Below are 18,097 nucleotides of genomic sequence, written 5' to 3'. Positions count from 1 at the left end.
TGTGCGGTCTGCGATCAGGCCGGAGGCTGCGTGGGATCCGTGGGCGGAACCTGCGGAGCGGCCGGAGGCGCTGCGGGCGGAGCCGGCGGTGCCGTGGGCGGTGCCGTGGGCGGCGTCGACGGAGCAGCCGGCGGAGCACCGGTGGTCGACGGGGCCGCGGGCGGAGCGTAACCGGGCTGGGCGGGCGGAGCGTAGCCGGGCTGCGCGGGCGGTGCGTATCCCTGCGGCGCGGGCGGCGCATAGCCCTGCTGAGGAGCGCCGTAGCCCTGCGGAGCGCCGTAGCCGGGACCGGCCGCCGGACGCGGCTGCACAGGAACGCCATCCCAGACGGTGGAATCGGCGAGGAAGCTGTTTCCTGCCCACGGTGCGGGAACGATGTTCGGGTTCCAGCGCGACTTGTCGAACGCGTTGATGCCGTACCAGACGATCGAGAGCAGAACGAACAGGACCACCCAGACGGCATCCTTCTGCAGCTTCAGTCCGACCCGCCATGCGGCCAGAGCGAGCACCACAGCGAGAGCGATGCCGGTCAGGAAGTTGAGGTACGGAATGAACGAGAGACCGATGCCGATGAGGACGACCCACGGCGAGATGTCACCCAGCTTCGCGAAGATCATCGTGTTGTACACCGGCACCCACGCGCGCCACTTGCCCTGGACGCCAGCCTTTTCGAAGATCTTCATGAGGAAGATCGACGAGATCACATAGAACGCCAGCGCGAAGAGCAGACTGATCAAGAAGACGACGAACAGACCGGCGATAGCCGCCCCGTTGTCGTAATAGTCGTTGTACATGATCCCCTCCGGATCCGATGGAGCGGACGCTGTGCGCGCCGCGAGACCCACCATATCGGTGTGCTGATATTCGGGGCAACGACACACGCGGAGACAGCGCACTGCCCGTCATGCACCGTCATTCCGCGACCACGAGCTCCTCGACACCGCGGTCGTCGGTCGGTCGAAGGACGAGCCCCCTCCCCGCCGCCCATGTCCGAAGCGTGCGAAGCGACCGAACTCTCGGGCGGTCCTCCGCCAGGGCGCGCACGAGAAGACCCTTGGACTTCTTGTTGAAGTGATTGAGAGCCCGTCCGTGCTCGGTGACGACCCGCACATAAGCGGAGGGCACGGAGTCCGGCACGGGACCGAGCGCGACGTAGGCCTCACTGCGCAGATCGAGAATGAAGTCGGGGTCCTCCCCCGCTATGGCCGCCGTGGTCGCGTCTGCCCAGTGTCTGCGCAGCGCAGCCAGGCCCGGCACTGAGGTCCCTGCAGCGAGCCGGTACGGCGGAATGAGATCGAGCGCTCCGATCGGCCCCAGCGGCGCCGAGTGGATCCAGACGTGCGAACCGAGCCAGCGGCGAGACGCGGGGTCGAGACTGCCCGCGTCGAGAGCGTCATACAGAACGCCCGTGTAACGGTCGACCGCCGGCATCGTCGCGGCCGAGCGCAGCATCCGATTGTGCTCGACATCGCCTGCCTGCTTGGGGCTCAGCTTCAGCACTCTGCGCGCTGCCTGCTCGTCGTGCGCCAGATCGATGAGCGCATCGATCACCGCTCGGCGCTCGGCGACCAGACCGGGGAGCGCCAGCGAGCTCTCGTCGAGAGGCGCATCGCGTCCTCCTGGTCGCTTGGTCTCCGACGGGGGCAGCAGAATCTTCATGAGACCTCGGGAGACAGACGCGTCCGCCCCGACCCACTGAGGGCCGAGGCGGACGCGAGGAACTGGGACTGATCAGGCGATGAGAGCCGCGTTGCCTGCCACGATCGTCAGGACGTCGCTCTCCATCGAGAGGAATCCGTCCTGCGCGTTGGCGAGCACCTTGGTGCCATCCGTCTGCGTGATCCGGACCTCGCCCTGGGCGAGGATCGCCAGGACCGGCTCGTGGCCGGCCATGAATCCGATCTCACCCTCGACGGTCTTGGCGACCACGAGGCTCGCCTCTCCCGTCCAGACCTCCGCATCCGCGGAGACGAGGCTGACATGCAATGCCATGATCAGCCGTTCTCCTTCTGGATCTTCGCCCACTGCTCTTCGACATCGGAGATGCCACCGACGTTGAAGAAGGCCTGCTCGGCGACGTGGTCGAAGTCACCGCGGGCGATCGCATCGAACGACTCGATGGTCTCCTTGAGCGGGACGGTCGAACCCTCGACACCCGTGAACTTCTTGGCCATGTAGGTGTTCTGCGAGAGGAACTGCTGGATACGACGTGCACGAGACACGACGATCTTGTCCTCTTCGGAGAGCTCGTCGACACCGAGGATGGCGATGATCTCCTGCAGTTCCTTGTTCTTCTGGAGGATCTGCTTGACCGTGGTGGCGACGCGGTAGTGGTCCTCGCCCAAGTAGCGGGGGTCCATGATGCGCGATGTCGAGGTCAGCGGGTCGATCGCCGGGTACAGACCCTTCGACGCGATCTCACGCGAGAGCTCCGTGGTGGCGTCGAGGTGGGCGAACGTGGTCGCCGGTGCCGGGTCGGTGTAGTCATCGGCGGGCACGTAGATCGCCTGCAGCGAGGTGATCGAGTGGCCACGGGTCGACGTGATGCGCTCCTGCAGGAGGCCCATCTCGTCGGCGAGGTTCGGCTGGTAACCCACGGCGGAGGGCATGCGGCCCAGCAGCGTGGAGACCTCGGAACCGGCCTGCGTGAAGCGGAAGATGTTGTCGATGAAGAGCAGCACGTCCTGCTTCTGCACGTCACGGAAGTACTCCGCCATCGTCAGAGCCGAGAGGGCGACGCGCAGACGCGTTCCCGGCGGCTCGTCCATCTGGCCGAAGACGAGGGCCGTCTTGTCGAAGACACCCGCCTCTTCCATCTCGTGGATGAGGTCGTTGCCCTCACGGGTGCGCTCACCGACACCGGCGAACACCGAGACTCCACCGTGGTCCTGCGCGACGCGCTGGATCATCTCCTGGATGAGGACGGTCTTGCCGACACCGGCTCCACCGAACAGACCGATCTTTCCACCCAGCACGTACGGCGTGAGGAGGTCGATCGACTTGATGCCGGTCTCGAACATCGTGGTCTTCGACTCGAGCTGGTCGAAGTTGGGAGCCTTGCGGTGGATCGGCCAGCGCTCGGTGACCTCGATGGTCTCGCCGGGCTCGAGGTTCAGGACCTCGCCGATCACGTTGAAGACCTTGCCCTTGGTGACGTCGCCGACCGGGACCGAGATGGCCTCGCCCGTGTCGCGGACTTCCTGGCCGCGGACGATGCCGTCGGTGGGCTTCAGCGCGATGGCGCGAACGAGGTCGTCGCCGAGGTGCTGAGCGACCTCGAGGGTGATCTCCGTGGACTCCTCGCCGATGACGATGGTGGTCTTCAGAGCGTTGTAGATGTCGGGGATCGAGTCGTGCGGGAACTCGATGTCGACAACCGGACCGTTGACGCGCGCGACGCGCCCGACGACCGCGGTCGCCGGCTGGTCAGCCGTAGCGGTGGGGGTCATTTCTTCGTCTCTTTCCTGATGGTCTATTTGCTCGACGAGAGTGCGTCGGCGCCGCCGACGATCTCCGCGATCTGCTGCGTGATCTCCGCCTGACGCGCGTTGTTGCGCAGACGGGTGTAGTCGGTGATGAGCTTGTCGGCGTTGTCGCTGGCCGACTTCATCGCCTTCTGCGTGGCGGCCTGCTTGGCGGCAGACGACTGCAGGAGAGCGTTGAAGACGCGGCTCTGGATGTACACCGGCAGGATCGCGTCGAGGACTGTCTCGGCATCCGGCTCGAACTCGTACAGCGGGTAGACGGCGCTGCCCGCTTCCGAGTCATCGGCTTCCGCGATCTCCAGCGGGAGCAGTCGCACGGATTCCGGCGACTGCGTCATCATGCTGACGAAGCGGTTGTACACGAGGTGGATCTCGTCGACGCCACCCTCGTCCGCACCGCGCGAGAAGTCCTCGAGCAGCGTGGCCGAGATCTCCTCCGCCGTGTGGAACGACGGGGTGTCGGTGTCGCCCGTCCACTCCGCAGCAGCCGCGATGCGGCGGAACTGGAAGTAGCCGACGGCCTTGCGTCCGACGAGGTAGAACACCGGCTCCTTGCCCTGCCCCCGCAGGAGCTCCGCCACCTCGAGACCCTCACGGAGGATCTGCGAGTTGAAGGCTCCGGCGAGACCGCGGTCCGACGAGAAGATCACGACCGCAGAACGGCGGATCGTCTCGGGCTCGCGGGTGAGCGGGTGGTCGACGTTCGAGTGCGTCGCGACGGCGGACACGGCCCTCGTCACGGCCCGCGCGAAGGGGCTGGACGCTTTGACGCGTGCCATCGCCTTCTGGATGCGCGAAGCCGCGATGAGTTCCATCGCCTTCGTGATCTTCTTGGTCGTCTGAGCAGAAGAGATCTTCTGCTTGTAGACCCTGAGTTGAGCGCCCATGAAATCAGTTCCTCACGCGATTACGCGCGACGACCCTTGACGATCTTCTCCTGGTTGACGTCCTCAGCCTCGGCTGCAGCGTGCTCCTCGTGACCCGGGGCGCCGATGGCCTGCCCCTTACCACCCTGGAACTCCAGAAGGAAAGCGTCGGTGTGCTTGTCGAGCTCGGCGACGGTGTCGTCATCGAGGACGTTGGTCTCGCGCAGGGTCTCGAGCACCTTCGTGTTGCGACGCAGGTAGTCGAGCAGTTCGCGCTCGAAGCGAAGAACGTCCGAGACCTCGAGGGTGTCGAGCTTGCCCTTCGTTCCGGCCCAGATCGAGACGACCTGCTCCTCGACGGGGTACGGCGAGTACTGAGGCTGCTTGAGCAGCTCCGTCAGGCGCGCTCCACGGGAGAGCTGACGACGCGAAGCCGCGTCGAGGTCGGATGCGAACATCGCGAACGCCTCGAGGGAGCGGTACTGCGCGAGCTCCAGCTTCAACGTTCCGGAGACCTTCTTGATCGACTTGACCTGAGCGTCACCACCGACTCGCGACACCGAGATACCCACGTCGACCGCCGGACGCTGGTTGGCGTTGAAGAGGTCGGACTGGAGGAAGATCTGGCCGTCGGTGATCGAGATCACGTTGGTCGGAATGTATGCCGAGACGTCGTTCGCCTTGGTCTCGATGATCGGGAGACCGGTCATCGAACCTGCGCCGAGCTCGTCGGACAGCTTCGCGCAACGCTCGAGCAGACGCGAGTGCAGGTAGAAGACGTCACCCGGGTAAGCCTCGCGGCCCGGCGGACGACGCAGGAGGAGCGACACCGCACGGTAGGCCTCAGCCTGCTTCGACAGGTCGTCGAAGATGATGAGGACGTGCTTGCCGCCGTACATCCAGTGCTGGCCGATGGCCGAACCGGTGTAGGGAGCGAGGTACTTGAAACCGGCGGGGTCGGATGCCGGAGCCGCCACGATGGTGGTGTACTCCAGAGCGCCGGCCTCTTCGAGCGCGCCCTTCACCGAAGCGATGGTCGAGCCCTTCTGACCGATGGCGACGTAGATGCAGCGCACCTGCTTGTTGACGTCGCCCGACTCCCAGTTGGCCTTCTGGTTGATGATCGTGTCGATCGCGATGGCCGTCTTGCCGGTCTGGCGGTCACCGATGATCAGCTGACGCTGACCGCGGCCGACGGGGATCATGGCGTCGATGGCCTTGATGCCGGTCTGCATCGGCTCGTGCACCGACTTGCGCTGCATGACACCCGGTGCCTGCAGCTCGAGCTCGCGAACGCCTTCGGTGGCGATGGAGCCGAGGCCGTCGATCGGGTTACCCAGCGGGTCGACGACGCGACCGAGGTAGCCGTCGCCGACGGGAACCGAGAGGACCTCACCCGTGCGGGTGACTTCCTGGCCGGCCTCGACGCCGGTGAAGTCGCCGAGCACGACGACACCGATCTGGTGCTCGTCGAGGTTGAGCGCGAGACCCTTGGTGCCGTCCGCGAAGGTGACGAGTTCGTTCGCCATCACCCCGGGCAGTCCCTCGACATGCGCGATGCCGTCGGCTGCGTCGATGACGGTGCCGACCTCGGTCGCCGCGGCCCCAGTGGGCTCGTATGCTGCGGCGAAGTCCTTCAGCGCGTCACGGATGACGTCGGGGCTGATCGATAGTTCTGCCATTGTCTTCCCTTTGTATCTGGGTGCGCGGTTCCCCGCGCGAAGTCGTGTTAGCCGGCGAGCTTCTGGCGAAGATCGGCGAGACGGGCGGAGATACTGCCGTCGATGACGTCATCGGCGATCTGCACGCGCAGGCCTCCGACGACAGAGGGGTCGTTGACCTCGTTGAGCGAGATCTTGCCGTCGTAACGACGCGAGAGAACGTCGCTGAGACGGGTGCGCTGTGCGTCGGTGAGCGGTGTGGCGCTGTGCACCGTCGCGACCACACGGTCGCCCTGGTCGGCGACGACCCGCGTCGCACGGGTGAGCATCTGCCGAACGCGACGGTCACGAGGCTGGCGCACCAGCGACGAGACGATCACGGCGGTCGCGTCGCTGACGCCCCCGGCGAGAAGCCTGTCGACGAGCGCGCCCTTGGCGTCCTCGCCCCCGAGGCGGCTTCCGAGCGCGAGCTCGAGCTCCGCGTTCGCGGCGATCACCCGGGTGAAGCCGAAGAGCTCTCCCCCGATGTCAGCCTGCGGTTCGGCGATCGCGGCAGCCCTGATCGCGAGTTCCTCGACGCCGTCCACGAGCTGGGAAGCCGATGACCAGCGCTCGGCGACGACCGTCTTCAGGACGGTCTGCGCGTTCTGCGAGAACCCGCCGAACACCGCGGCGACGACGTTCTGTCGCGCCACGACCGGAGCCGACGGGTCAGCGAGCGCGCCGCTCAAATGAGACGACTCCGCCACGGCGCGTGCGGCTGCAAACAGCTCCCGCGCCGTGTCGAGAGTGACGTCCGTCGCTGCGGCAAGCGTCTGAGTGGATGCCGCGAGTGCCTGAGTGGTCGCGCTGCCCATTACTGAGCCGCCTTCTCGGATGCTTCGAGGTCGGCGAGGAAGCGGTCGACGACCGCGGTCGCACGTGCATCGTCGGAGAGCGTCTCGCCGACCACGCCACCGGCGAGGTCGATCGCGAGCGAGCCGACCTCGCTGCGCAGCGAGACGAGAGCGGTCTGCCGCTCGGCCTCGATCTGCGTGTGCGCGGTCGCGGTGATGCGAGCTGCTTCGCTCGACGCGGCCTCCTTGGCCTCGGCGACGATCTTCTTGCCGTCCTCACGGGCGGCTTCGCGGATCTCACCGGCCTCGGTGCGTGCCTCGGCGAGCTGACGGGTGTACTCCTCGAGCGCGGCCTCAGCCTGCTTCTGTGCTTCGTCCGCCTTGGCGATGTTGCCCTCGATGGCGGCGGACCGCTTGTCGAGCATTGCCGTGAACTTCGGAAGGGCGACCTTCCACACGACGATGAGGATGACGAGGAACCACAGACCCGACCAGATGATGTCGTACCACGCAGGGATCAGAGGGTTGGGTGTTTCACCCTCTGCTGCGAGGTTCGTGACAAGAGCGTTCAGCATCCTGTCTCCTTCAGAAGTCGGTTCGGATTACGGGAAGGGGATGAATCCGACGGCGATGCCGACGAATGCAAGCGCCTCGGTGAAGGCGATACCGATCCACATGAGGACCTGCAGGCGGCCGGCCAGCTCGGGCTGACGAGCGACACCCTCGATGGTCTTGCCGACGACGATACCCACGCCGATGGCCGGACCGATCGCTGCGAGGCCGTAGCCGACCGATGCGAGGTGACCGTTGATGTCTGCGAGAACCGTAGTAGCGTCCACGGGTTTTTCCTTTCGTTGGGTGGGACGGCAGTTGCCGACCCGCTCAGTGCTCTTCTGCGACCGCGAGCTGGATGTAGACCGCGGTGAGGACGGTGAAGACGTATGCCTGGAGAACGGCGACCAGGATCTCGAAGAGAGTGAAGGCGCCGCCGAAGGCGAGGGTTCCGACACCGAGAGCGGCCCAGCCGCCACCTGCGGTGAAGAAGAAGAACTGGGTGGCTGCGAAGCACAGCACCAGGAGCATGTGGCCGACCACCATGTTCATCAGGAGTCGGAGCATCAGCGTGACGGGCCGGATGATGAACGTCGAGAGGAACTCGATCGGCGTCACGATGATGTAGACCGGCCACGGAACGCCGGCCGGGAACAGCGCGTTCTTGAAGAAGCCCAGCGGGCTCTTCTTGATACCCGCGTAGATGAAGGTGATGTAGCTCACCAGCGCGAGCGTCAGCGGCACGGCCGCGATGCTCGTGCCTGCGATGTTCAGGAACGGGATGATTCCCGTGATGTTCATGAACAGCACCATGAAGAAGATGGTGGTGAGGATCGGCAGGAATCGGTTGCCGTCCTTGCGTCCGAGCAGATCGTGCGCGATATTGGTGCGGACGAAGTCCAGCCCCATCTCGACGACGCTCTGGAAGCGTCCGGGGACGATCTTCATACGGCGGGTTCCGAGGACGAGGATCAGCACGACGGCGACCACGGCGAGGAACTGCACGAGGTGGATTCGGTGCACGGGGATACCCGCGACTTCGAAGAGGATCTCCGGGAAGAACTCGTCGATCGAAGGTCCGTGGAACTCGCCGTCAGAGGCGAGTTTGGGCATCAGGGTCGCAGCAAGATTGAACAGCGCGGGCTCCAGCTTCGGGGCACCGGTCAGAACCGGGGCGACGATGGTCGGTGTGCTTCAAGCGCAAGCGCTCGCGGGCGAGCGGCGGGCACGTCTCAACACTATCAGAATAAGAGGGTGTCCTAAGACCGCGGGGGCTGTTCGCCGGAGCCGTCCTGCGCAGGGGGTTCGGGCACGATGTGGTGGCGCCCGGGCGCACGATCCTCCGGCACGACGGTCGGCAGCTCCACCCCCGGCGCGCGGTCGATCGGAGCCTCGGAGGGAAGGGACGCGTCGCTCACGTGCGGAAGGCGCATCCGCGTGATGACGATCACGTCGATGACGAGGGTCGCCACCACTCCCGTGACGATCGACAGGAAGAACACCATCGGCTCGATCCACGGCTGCCCGCTCAGGACGATCATGATCACGACGAAGAGACCGAGCTTCAGAAGCCATCCGCCGAGCACGATCGCAAAGAACAGCTGCACGTAGAGCGGATCGCCGAACCAGCGGTTGGCGATGAGGATGCTGAGGGCGGTGATGCCGAGGAACAGCATGGCGAGCACGACGCCCAGCAGCCCGCTGACGAGACCTTCCGTCCCGCCGACGAGGAGGCCGATCGCTCCGGCGACGATCGCGAGGACCGCCATCGAGACCGCGGACCAGATCAGCGTCCTCCGCAGGATCGGATTGCTGGAAACAGGGCTCGGGCTCACGGGGACTCCACGGGTGTCGGGTCGGACTCAGCAGACGCCGCGGGCTTCCGTCGGCGCAGAGGATTCAGGGTGATGACGAGGCACGCGGCGATTCCCACCAGGCCGAACACGACTCCGGGGAGGTACTGGCCGGGCCAGTCCTCACGCGCGCCCACGTACATGAGGAGGACGGCCAGGGAGATGACCGCGGTCCAGGCGTAGAAGATGAGCACGGCGTCGCGGTCGCGGTGGCCGAGGTCGAGCATGCGGTGATGCAGGTGCTTGCGGTCGGGTGAGAACGGCGACTTCCCCGCGTTCATCCGTCGCAGCACTGCGAGCCCGAAATCGAGGAGCGGCAGCAGCACGACCAGAAGAGGGAGGAGGATCGGGATGAACGCGCCGAGGAGCTGCGATCGTCCGAGACGCTCGGGATCGAGGGCCGACGGCTCGAGCTGCCCGGTCACGGCGATCGCGGACGTCGCCATCAGCAGACCGATCACGAGCGCTCCCGAATCGCCCATGAAGAGCTTCGCAGGACTCCAGTTGAACGGGAGGAAGCCGAGGCACGCGCCGATCAGCACTGCGGCGAGGAAGGATGCGAGGTTGAAGTAGCTCGATGCTCCGGTGTCACGCGTCAGGATGTAGGAGTAGGCGAAGAACACGCCGTTCGCGATCAGGCAGACGCCGGCGACGAGGCCGTCGAGGCCGTCGATGAAGTTGACGGCGTTCATCACGATGACGATCGCGAACATCGTGATGGTGATGCTCAGCCAGCTCGAGAAGACGATCAGATCGCCGAACGGCAGGGAGAGGATCTGCAGCCCGCCACCGACGGTGATGATCCCGGCGGCGAGGAACTGTGCGCCGAGCTTGATCATCCAGTCGAGATCCCACAGATCGTCGACGACGCCGATGACGGCGATCAAGAGGGATGCGGCGAGGATCGACCACATCGTCTGCGGCGGCATCCACATGGTGGTGAAGAACGGATTCAGAGCCGAGACACCGATCGCCGCTGCGATGCCGAGGAAGATCGCGACGCCACCGAGACGGGGAGTGGGAGTCGTGTGCACATCCCGCTCTCGGATGCCGGGGTACAGCTTGAAACGCAGGCTCAGCTTCCAGACCGCCCAGGTCAACGCGAAGGTGATCGCGGCGGTCAGGATGATCGTGAGGAGGTACTGCTTCACGAATCCCCGTCCGATTCCGGCGACGGCGCCTCGGGTTCGAGCAGGTCGCCGAGCACCTCCTCCAGCCGTTCGCGGCTGACGGCGCCGGCTCTGAGGATGCGAACACCACCGGCGGCGGGCTCCGCGCCGCGGGGAACCAGGGAGGTCGCGTCGACGATCGTCGACGCGACCCCGTCGCGACTGACGCCGTCTGCGAGATACACCGACACGCTGTCTCCGAGCATCCGCTCGGCATCGAACGCGGAGATCGCCGACTCACGGCCGGTGAGGTTCGCGCTGGAGACGGCCAGCGGTCCGGTCTCCGCCAGGAGCTCCAGCGCGACGCGCCCCTCGGGCATTCTGACGGCGACGGTCCCCTCCGTGTCGCCCAGGTCCCAGACAAGAGAGGGCTGAGCGGGGAGAACGATGGTCAGGCCGCCGGGCCAGAAGGCGTCGACGAGTCGCTGGACGGGCTCGGGAACGGACTCCGCCAGCGCGTGCAGCGTCTCCTTCGTGCCGATGAGCACGGGAGGCGGCTGATTGCGCCCTCGCCCTTTGGCGTCGAGGAGGCGCCGTACGGAAGCGGGAGAGAACGCGTCGGCGGCGACGCCGTAGACCGTGTCGGTGGGCATGACGATGAGTTCGCCGCGGGCGATGGCCTGGCGGGCGTGGCGCATGCCGGCGAGGAGCTGGGCCTCGTCGCCGCAATCGAAGATGGAGGACATGACGATCCGATTCTAGTTGGCGATGTCTGTGCGGTTCGTGTCTGCGCGTCAGGGACGCAGAGCGGTCGTCGCGCGGTCTCGCAAGGTGAGGTCGCGGTGCGTCGCGGCGGCACGCCAGCCGTCGCGCGTGAGGATGCTGCGGATCTCCTCGCCCTGGAGCTCCCCGTGCTCGATCACCAGCAGCCCGCCCGGATGCAGCAGCTCGAGCGCGCGCACGCTGAGCACACGCACGATGTCGAGCCCGTCTTCTCCCCCGTACAGCGCCATCGACGGATCGAAGAGCCGAACCTCAGGGTCACGAGGCACCGCGGCGTCCGGAACGTACGGCGGGTTCGAGATCACGACGGAGGCAGTGCCGTCGAGCTCCGCGAACGCGTGCGCCAGGTCGTCGTTCACGAGGGTGAGGTTGGCCACCCCCGCCGTGTTCCGAGCCGCCCACGGATACGCGTCGGGCGAGAGCTCGGCGGCGAAGATGCGCGCATGGGGCACCTCGGTGGCCATGGCGAGTGCTATCGCCCCGCTGCCGGTGCCGAGATCGATGCCGATCGGGTCGGGAAGCGCGGACCCGAGGAGCGCGTCGATCGCGTACTGCACGACCGTCTCGGTCTCAGGTCGCGGGACGAAGACTCCGGGCCCGACCGCGAGCTCGAGGTGGCGGAACGGCGCCGTTCCGGTGATGTGCTGCAACGGCTCCCTGCTCGCACGACGGGCGACCAGAGCCCGCAACGCCTCGGCGTCCGCCTCCTCCACCGCATCACCGCGGATGATCGATGCCTGCACCTCACCACGCCGCGCGCCGAGGACGTGACCGGCGAGCAGCTCCGCGTCGACGAGAGGATCCGTGACGCCGGCGTCTGCGAGCTGTCGGGCCGCCGCATGCACGGCGGAGGCGAGGGAGAGATCGGACATGGATCAAGCGTAGAGCGCGGCAGGTGTCATATTGCCCACCCCCCTAGGGCTCTCGCCTAGGCTGGAGCGCGCAGTCCCCCGCACAGGAAGGCTCTCCCCATGCCCGGTATCCACTCCGACATCACCTCCGCTTTCGGCAACACTCCCCTGGTTCGTCTGAACCGGGTCACCGAGGGCCTCGGCGCGACAGTTCTCGCCAAGCTCGAGTTCTACAACCCGGCCTCGAGCGTCAAAGACCGGCTCGGCATCGCCATCGTCGACGCTGCGGAGGCCTCGGGCGAGCTGAAGCCCGGAGGCACGATCGTGGAGGCGACCAGCGGCAACACCGGTATCGCGCTGGCGATGGTCGGCGCCGCACGCGGGTACAAGGTGATCCTCACGATGCCCGCGTCGATGTCCAAGGAGCGGCGCCTCCTTCTCAAGGCGTTCGGTGCCGAACTCATCCTCACGGACCCCACGAAGGGCATGACGAACGCGATCGCCGAGGCGGAGGCGATCGCCGCCCGCACTCCGGGTGCCATTCTCGCGAAGCAGTTCGCCAACGAGGCGAACCCCGCGATCCACCGCCGCACGACGGCCGAGGAGATCCTCCGCGACACGGAGGGCTCCGTCGACTACCTCGTCGCCGGCATCGGCACGGGCGGAACCATCACGGGCGTCGGTCAGGTCCTGAAGGAGCGCGTCCCCGGCGTGAAGATCGTCGCCGTCGAACCCAAGGATTCGCCCATCCTCACCGAGGGACACCCCGGGCCGCACAAGATACAGGGCATCGGACCGAACTTCGTGCCTCCCATCCTCGATCGTGATGTCCTCGACGAGGTCATCGACGTCACGTTCGACGATGCCATCCGTGTCGCGCGCGAGACCGCGAGCCGCGAGGGCATCCTCGTGGGCATGTCGAGCGGAGCCGCGATCTGGGCCGCTCTGCAGGTCGCCCAGCGCCCGGAGGCTGCGGGGAAGACGATCGTCGTCATCATCCCCTCGTTCGGCGAGCGTTACCTCTCGACCGCGCTCTACGAGGATCTGCGCGAGGCCTGAACTCCCGATGGACATGATCGGCCGAATGCGCGAGGACATCGCGGCAGCCCGACTTCGCGACCCCGCCGCGCGCAGCGGCGCCGAGGTGGCACTGCTGTATCCGGGGATGCACGCGATCTGGGCACATCGGGTCTCGCACGCGCTGTGGCGCCGCCGGCTGCGGCTGCTCGCCCGTGCGACATCACAGGTGTCGCGATGGCTCACCGGGATCGAGATCCACCCCGGCGCGCGGATCGGTCGACGCTTCTTCATCGACCATGGCATGGGCGTGGTCATCGGCGAGACGGCAGAGGTCGGCGACGATGTGATGCTGTATCACGGGGTCACTCTCGGCGGCCGCACGCGTGACTCAGGCAAGCGACATCCGACGCTCGGCGACGGCGTGGCCGTGGGAGCAGGCGCGAAGATCCTCGGACCGATCACGATCGGCGAGGGCTCCGTGGTCGGAGCGAATGCCGTGGTCACGCGCGACGCCCCGGCGGACAGCATCCTCGTCGGTGTGCCCGCCAAGCCCCGTGCACGGGTCATGGGCGAGGACACCCGAGCGGTGCTCACCGCACCCGACTACTCGATCTGACGCGCCCGCGCTCTCAGGCCGCCCCGCGGCGAGACCTCACCTTGTCGACCTTCTTGCGAAGGAAGATCAGTGGCAGCAGCACACTGCCGAGCGCCGTGATCAGCCAGACGATCACCGATCCGAGCAGCCAGCCCACGAGATCGACGATGCGCAGCCCACCGATCGGCAGCAGGACGACGACCACGAGGGCGATGAGCGTCGAGAAGATGCCGATGCCGCCCATCAGGACCGGTGCATAGCGATCCGCGATCTTGCTGACCCATGGTGAGAGCACGCTCTGCAACACGGCGAAGATCAGGATGCAGAGCACGAACCCCCACCACTGGTCCCACTGGATCTGGAACCCCTCGAGCGCGAGGTCGGCCACGATGAGACCGAGGCCGGCCGAGATGACGTACATCAGCGCGCGGAAGAGGAAGGTGATCACGCGCTGAGCATATCGCTCTCACTGGGCGACGAAGAAGGGGATCGCGCCCGACAGGATGCCGACGGCGAGCATCACGAGCGACACGATCACCGCGCGCCACAGCACCTTCCTGTGGTGATCGCCCAGGTTGACGCTGGCGAGCGAGACGAGCAGCAGGATCGCCGGCACGAGCGGGCTCTGCAGGTGGACCGGCTGACCGATGATCGATGCCCTCGCCATCTCGACGGGGTCGATGCCGAACGTCGCCGCGCTCTGCGACAGCACCGGCAGGATGCCGAAGTAGAAGGCGTCGTTCGACATGAAGAACGTGAACGGGATCGACAGAACACCGGTGATGGGTGCGAGGAAGGGGCCGAGCGCAGGCGGAAGCACGTCGGTGATCCAGGTCGCCATCGCATCGACCATCCCGGTGCCGGTCAGGACGCCGACCAGGACTCCGGCCGCGATCACCATCGAGACGACACCGACGATGCTGGGCGCATGGGCCACGATCTCGGACGCCTGTTCCTTGATCCCTCGGAAGTTGACCAGCAGCGCGACGGCGGCACCGACCATGAACACGTACGGGAGCGGCATGATGTCGAGAACGAGCAGCACCATGACGGCGACGGTGAGCGCGAGGTTGAACCAGATCAGTCGCGGCCTCAGCGTCGGGCGCGCGGGGTCGAGCATGGTGTCCGCCATGGCGGTGTCGGCCGGGTCGACGCTGGCCGCGGCGACGGGGCCTCGCCCACCGGCGACGACGACGATGTTGCCGGTGCGGAGCGCTGCACGGGCGCCGGGCTTCGGTCCGGCACCGCGGAAGATCTTCGGCACTGTAGAAAGAGCACCGCCGTCGGAACCCGTGAGCAGCCCTTCGGAGTCGAGGCGCCCGAGTCGGCGGCGCTCCCCCAGCCCGAGCATCCAGGCGAAGCCCAGCGTCACGACGATGCCGACGCCGAGAGCCGGCAGCATGGGGACGAAGATGTCCGTCGGCTGCAGTCCCAGAGCGGTCGCCGCGCGCACCGTCGGCCCGCCCCAGGGAACGATGTTCAGAGTGCCGTTCATCAAGCCGGCGACGCACGTGAGGACGACCGGACTCATGCCGAGACGGAGGTAGATCGGCAGCATCGCCGACGTCGTGATGATGAACGTCGTCGAGCCGTCGCCGTCGAGCGAGACGGCTCCCGCGAGGATCGCGGTTCCCAGCACGACCTTCGCCGGGTCATCGCCGAGAACACGCGTGATCACCCGGATCAGCGGATCGAACAGGCCGACGTCGATCATGATGCCGAAGAACATGATCGCGAACATCAGCAGCGCTGCGGTCGGGGCCATCGTGGCGATCGAATCGAGGATCATGTCGCCCATGCCGAGCCCCGCACCGGCGAACAGCCCGAACACGGTCGGCACGAGGATCAGCGCCACCATGGGCGTCAGTCGCTTCGTCATGATCAGCGTCATGAAGGCCAGCACCATGGTGAATCCCAGGAGGACCAGAACCCATTCGGGCGGCACGAACGCGAGGTCGTAGGTCGGCGCCTCTTCTGCGGCCGTGGACAGGCCGGTGAGTGCATCGAGCATGCTGTGACTCCTTCGTCGAAGCTCCGTCGACTGCGACGGATCCTGACGAGACTAGGCAATCCCTCCCCGCAGAGCGCGGTATGCCGCATTCTCGGATGTTGTGCGCGTAGCGTGGGTTCTGCGCATATTGCGCGGGAGCAGAGAAGGAAGGACCACGGTGTCGACGACGACGACGCGACCTCGGTTCGCGACCCGCACGCTGCTGCTGCATCTCGCCACGGTCGCCCTTGTCGTCGTGATGTGCACCGGCGTGTACCTCCTTCTCGCCGTGCAGCAGCTTCGCACCGAAGCCGAGTCCACTGCCCTCGGCATCGCCCGGACCCTCGCCGAGGACCCGCAGGTCCGCGACGAGGTCGCACGAATCTCGGCCGCCGAAGAGGCGCCGGACCCGGACGAGCTCAGGAAGGGCGAGCTCGCGCACCTTGCAGCGGACGTCTCTGACCGCACCGGTGCACTGTTCGTCGTCATCGCCGATGAGGACGGCATCCGCCTCGCCCATCCCACCAGTTCACGCATCGGCCAGATGGTGAGCACACCCTTCGAGGAGGTGCTCGCCGGGAACGAGGTGGTCGACTGGCAGACCGGAACCCTCGGCGAGTCGGCTCGGGCCAAGGTGCCCGTGCTCGACGACGCGGGGATCCCCGTCGGCGAGGTCAGCGTCGGATTCGAGCGCACAGGCGTCTTCGATGACCTGCCTCCGCTGCTCGCGGTGATCGGCATCACCGCCGCCGGTGCCCTGGCGCTGGCTCTCCTCGCGTTCCTGCTGCTGCGCCGTCGCTGGGAGCGCCTGACGCTCGGCGTGCAGCCCGAGGAGCTTGTGGCGCTCGTGCAGAACCAGACAGCAGTGCTGAATGGCGTGGATGACGGCGTCCTGGCCGTCGACACGGCAGGGATCGTGCGGGTGAGCAATGATGCGGCCGATCGGATGCTCGGTCTCGACGCCGCTGTGGGACGACCGCTGGCGGAGCTCTCGCTGCCGACCGCTGTCGTCGAGACCGCGACGGGAGCGCCCACGACATCGAGCACCGTCGTGGACCACCGCGTGCTCTACCTCGATTCCCGTCCGGTGATCCGCGACGGCAGGCCGCTCGGACATGTGCTGATCATCCGTGACCGCACCGACCTCATCGCTCTGACGGAGCGACTGGAGACCGTGCAAGCCGTGACCGCCGCCCTGCGCGTGCAGCGTCACGAGTTCGCGAACCGGATGCACGTGGTCGCGGGGCTCATCGACGCAGCCAGGATCGACGATGCTCGGGGATTCCTCGATGAGCTCGTCGAGCGCGGCTCGGTCGCATTCCCCGTCGCCGGGCTCGACCTGCTCAGCGACCCGTTCCTGCACTCTTTCCTGGGCGCCAAGGGGATCGAGGCCGGTGAACGCGGCGTCTCCCTGCGCGTCGCGGACGAGAGCCAGCTGATCGGCAGCGTGGCAGAACCGGAGGACGTCGCCGCCGTCGTGGGCAACCTCGTCGACAACGCGGTGACCGCCGCCGTCGCCGGAGCGCGGACTCCCCGCTGGGTCGAGGTCGCGGTGCTCGGAGACGGCGACGCGCTCGTCGTCACGGTCGCAGACTCGGGACCGGGCCTCGCGGGGATCGACCCGATGGCTCCGAGTCAGCCGCGCGACGACGACACAGACCGCGTGCACGGCCGCGGGCTCGGCATCCCGTTGGCTCGAGACATCGCGCGCCGCCGCGGCGGCGATCTCTGGATCATCGACGCAGGAGGCGAGGAGCACGGTGCCGTGTTCGCCGCTCGACTCGGTGGCGCCGTCACCGACACATCGACGACTGAGGAGAACCGATGAACGATCCCCTGCGGGTGCTGATCCTCGACGACGACTTCCGCGTCGGACGACTGCACCGGAGCATCATCGACGACCAGCCCGGATTCTCGGCACTGGAGCCCGTCCGCACCCTCGCCGAGGCACGGGACGGCATCCGCTCATCACGCCCTGACCTCCTCCTGGCGGACGTCTTCCTCCCGGACGGAGACGGCATCGCCCTCGTGCGCGAGAGCGGCGTGGACGCGATCCTCATCTCGGCCGCCGACGACGCGCCGACGATTCGACGCGCGCTCAGATCAGGCGCCGTCGGGTACCTGCTGAAGCCGTTCGATCGTCGGGCGCTGGTCGGCCTGCTCGAGCGCTACGCGCGGTATCGCAACCTGCTCGCCGGAGATCGTCCCCTTCGCCAGGAGGACACCGATCGCGCCCTGGCGATCCTCCACGGATCCGGAGAACCGGTGTCTGTCTCGCGATCCGCGACCGAGCAGCTGGTGCTCGCCGCTCTCGGCGACGGCGAGGCGTCGGCCGCAGAAGTCGGAGAGCGCGTCGGGATCTCGCGCGCCACCGCGCAGCGCCACCTCGCGGCTCTCGCTGCTCGGACGGTCGTGGAGGTCCGCCTGCGTTACGGGGCGACCGGACGGCCGGAGCACCGGTACGCGGCCCGCTCCTGACCCGCGCCGCAGCTCAGC

20 protein-coding genes are annotated in these 18,097 nt (G+C 67.0%); 4 read left to right on the top strand and 16 right to left on the bottom strand.

All coding sequences use genetic code 11. The annotated features are described in order from the left end of the window. Positions 1-14: 14 nt before the first annotated feature. From AB0P11_RS15355 to prmC, 14 genes are all read right to left on the bottom strand, one after another. The gene (locus tag AB0P11_RS15355) at positions 15-794 is read right to left on the bottom strand and encodes a DUF5684 domain-containing protein (protein ID WP_157538147.1); all 780 of its coding nucleotides are present in this window, start codon (positions 792-794) and stop codon (positions 15-17) included. A gap of 118 nt (positions 795-912) precedes the next feature. Then, on the bottom strand, positions 913-1,659 hold the full coding sequence (locus AB0P11_RS15350) for a peroxide stress protein YaaA (RefSeq protein WP_072591113.1): 747 nt from the start codon (positions 1,657-1,659) through the stop codon (positions 913-915). Positions 1,660-1,731: 72 nt separating this feature from the next. After that, positions 1,732-1,992, bottom strand: a complete 261-nt coding sequence (locus AB0P11_RS15345) for a F0F1 ATP synthase subunit epsilon (protein WP_053095764.1) — start codon at positions 1,990-1,992, stop codon at positions 1,732-1,734. A gap of 2 nt (positions 1,993-1,994) precedes the next feature. After that, on the bottom strand, positions 1,995-3,449 hold the full coding sequence (gene atpD / locus AB0P11_RS15340; RefSeq protein ID WP_053095763.1) for a F0F1 ATP synthase subunit beta: 1,455 nt from the start codon (positions 3,447-3,449) through the stop codon (positions 1,995-1,997). A 23-nt stretch (positions 3,450-3,472) separates the two neighbouring features. Continuing rightward, positions 3,473-4,372: a F0F1 ATP synthase subunit gamma gene (locus AB0P11_RS15335; protein WP_053095762.1), complete on the bottom strand. Its 900-nt coding sequence runs from the start codon at positions 4,370-4,372 to the stop codon at positions 3,473-3,475. Between the two features lie 20 nt (positions 4,373-4,392). Further along, positions 4,393-6,033 (bottom strand): F0F1 ATP synthase subunit alpha, encoded by a 1,641-nt coding sequence (gene atpA, locus AB0P11_RS15330; RefSeq protein WP_053095761.1) that lies wholly within the window; start codon positions 6,031-6,033, stop codon positions 4,393-4,395. Positions 6,034-6,080: 47 nt separating this feature from the next. Beyond that, positions 6,081-6,869 carry a F0F1 ATP synthase subunit delta gene (locus tag AB0P11_RS15325; protein ID WP_363522823.1) on the bottom strand — a complete coding sequence of 263 codons (789 nt, stop codon included), beginning with the start codon at positions 6,867-6,869 and terminating at the stop codon, positions 6,081-6,083. Continuing rightward, positions 6,869-7,423, bottom strand: a complete 555-nt coding sequence (locus tag AB0P11_RS15320) for a F0F1 ATP synthase subunit B (RefSeq protein WP_053095759.1) — start codon at positions 7,421-7,423, stop codon at positions 6,869-6,871. Before AB0P11_RS15320 ends, AB0P11_RS15325 begins: the two co-directional genes overlap by 1 nt. 27 nt (positions 7,424-7,450) lie before the next feature. Beyond that, positions 7,451-7,687, bottom strand: coding sequence for an ATP synthase F0 subunit C (atpE, locus tag AB0P11_RS15315; protein ID WP_042541851.1), 237 nt, complete (start codon positions 7,685-7,687; stop codon positions 7,451-7,453). A gap of 43 nt (positions 7,688-7,730) precedes the next feature. Further along, entirely contained in the window at positions 7,731-8,513 is a 783-nt protein-coding gene (gene atpB, locus AB0P11_RS15310) for a F0F1 ATP synthase subunit A (protein WP_053095758.1), read from the bottom strand. Between the two features lie 146 nt (positions 8,514-8,659). Beyond that, positions 8,660-9,235, bottom strand: coding sequence for a hypothetical protein (locus AB0P11_RS15305; RefSeq protein ID WP_056278396.1), 576 nt, complete (start codon positions 9,233-9,235; stop codon positions 8,660-8,662). Next, positions 9,232-10,404 (bottom strand): MraY family glycosyltransferase, encoded by a 1,173-nt coding sequence (locus AB0P11_RS15300; protein WP_053095756.1) that lies wholly within the window; start codon positions 10,402-10,404, stop codon positions 9,232-9,234. The genes AB0P11_RS15305 and AB0P11_RS15300 overlap by 4 nt, the downstream gene beginning before the upstream one ends. Then, positions 10,401-11,108, bottom strand: coding sequence for an L-threonylcarbamoyladenylate synthase (locus AB0P11_RS15295; protein WP_363522819.1), 708 nt, complete (start codon positions 11,106-11,108; stop codon positions 10,401-10,403). The genes AB0P11_RS15300 and AB0P11_RS15295 overlap by 4 nt, the downstream gene beginning before the upstream one ends. A gap of 48 nt (positions 11,109-11,156) precedes the next feature. Continuing rightward, positions 11,157-12,017, bottom strand: a complete 861-nt coding sequence (gene prmC / locus AB0P11_RS15290) for a peptide chain release factor N(5)-glutamine methyltransferase (protein ID WP_056278391.1) — start codon at positions 12,015-12,017, stop codon at positions 11,157-11,159. 99 nt (positions 12,018-12,116) lie between these two features. On the opposite strand from prmC, the gene cysK reads away from it, so the two are divergent. Together cysK and epsC are read left to right on the top strand one after the other, a co-directional pair. After that, on the top strand, positions 12,117-13,055 hold the full coding sequence (cysK, locus tag AB0P11_RS15285; protein WP_053095753.1) for a cysteine synthase A: 939 nt from the start codon (positions 12,117-12,119) through the stop codon (positions 13,053-13,055). A gap of 7 nt (positions 13,056-13,062) precedes the next feature. Then, positions 13,063-13,632, top strand: a complete 570-nt coding sequence (gene epsC, locus AB0P11_RS15280; protein WP_053095752.1) for a serine O-acetyltransferase EpsC — start codon at positions 13,063-13,065, stop codon at positions 13,630-13,632. Positions 13,633-13,645: 13 nt separating this feature from the next. On the opposite strand, the gene AB0P11_RS15275 is transcribed toward epsC, so the two are convergent. Continuing rightward, complete coding sequence (locus tag AB0P11_RS15275) at positions 13,646-14,059, bottom strand: hypothetical protein (protein ID WP_053095751.1); 414 nt, start codon at positions 14,057-14,059, stop codon at positions 13,646-13,648. Between the two features lie 18 nt (positions 14,060-14,077). Beyond that, positions 14,078-15,622, bottom strand: a complete 1,545-nt coding sequence (locus AB0P11_RS15270; protein ID WP_230100612.1) for a CitMHS family transporter — start codon at positions 15,620-15,622, stop codon at positions 14,078-14,080. 157 nt (positions 15,623-15,779) lie between these two features. Here AB0P11_RS15270 and AB0P11_RS15265 point away from each other — a divergent pair, with 157 nt between their 5' ends. Further along, positions 15,780-17,429, top strand: a complete 1,650-nt coding sequence (locus tag AB0P11_RS15265; RefSeq protein ID WP_363522816.1) for a sensor histidine kinase — start codon at positions 15,780-15,782, stop codon at positions 17,427-17,429. After that, a complete protein-coding gene (locus AB0P11_RS15260; protein ID WP_056278385.1) occupies positions 17,426-18,079 on the top strand; it encodes a response regulator in 654 nt (217 codons plus the stop codon). Before AB0P11_RS15265 ends, AB0P11_RS15260 begins: the two co-directional genes overlap by 4 nt. Positions 18,080-18,097: the final 18 nt, after the last annotated feature.

It is taken from the genome of Microbacterium sp. NPDC079176 (genome assembly GCF_040686675.1).
Classification (GTDB): Bacteria; Actinomycetota; Actinomycetes; order Actinomycetales; family Microbacteriaceae; genus Microbacterium.
Note: the sequence above shows the minus strand (reverse complement) of the source record. Positions and strands in the feature narration are given on the sequence as shown.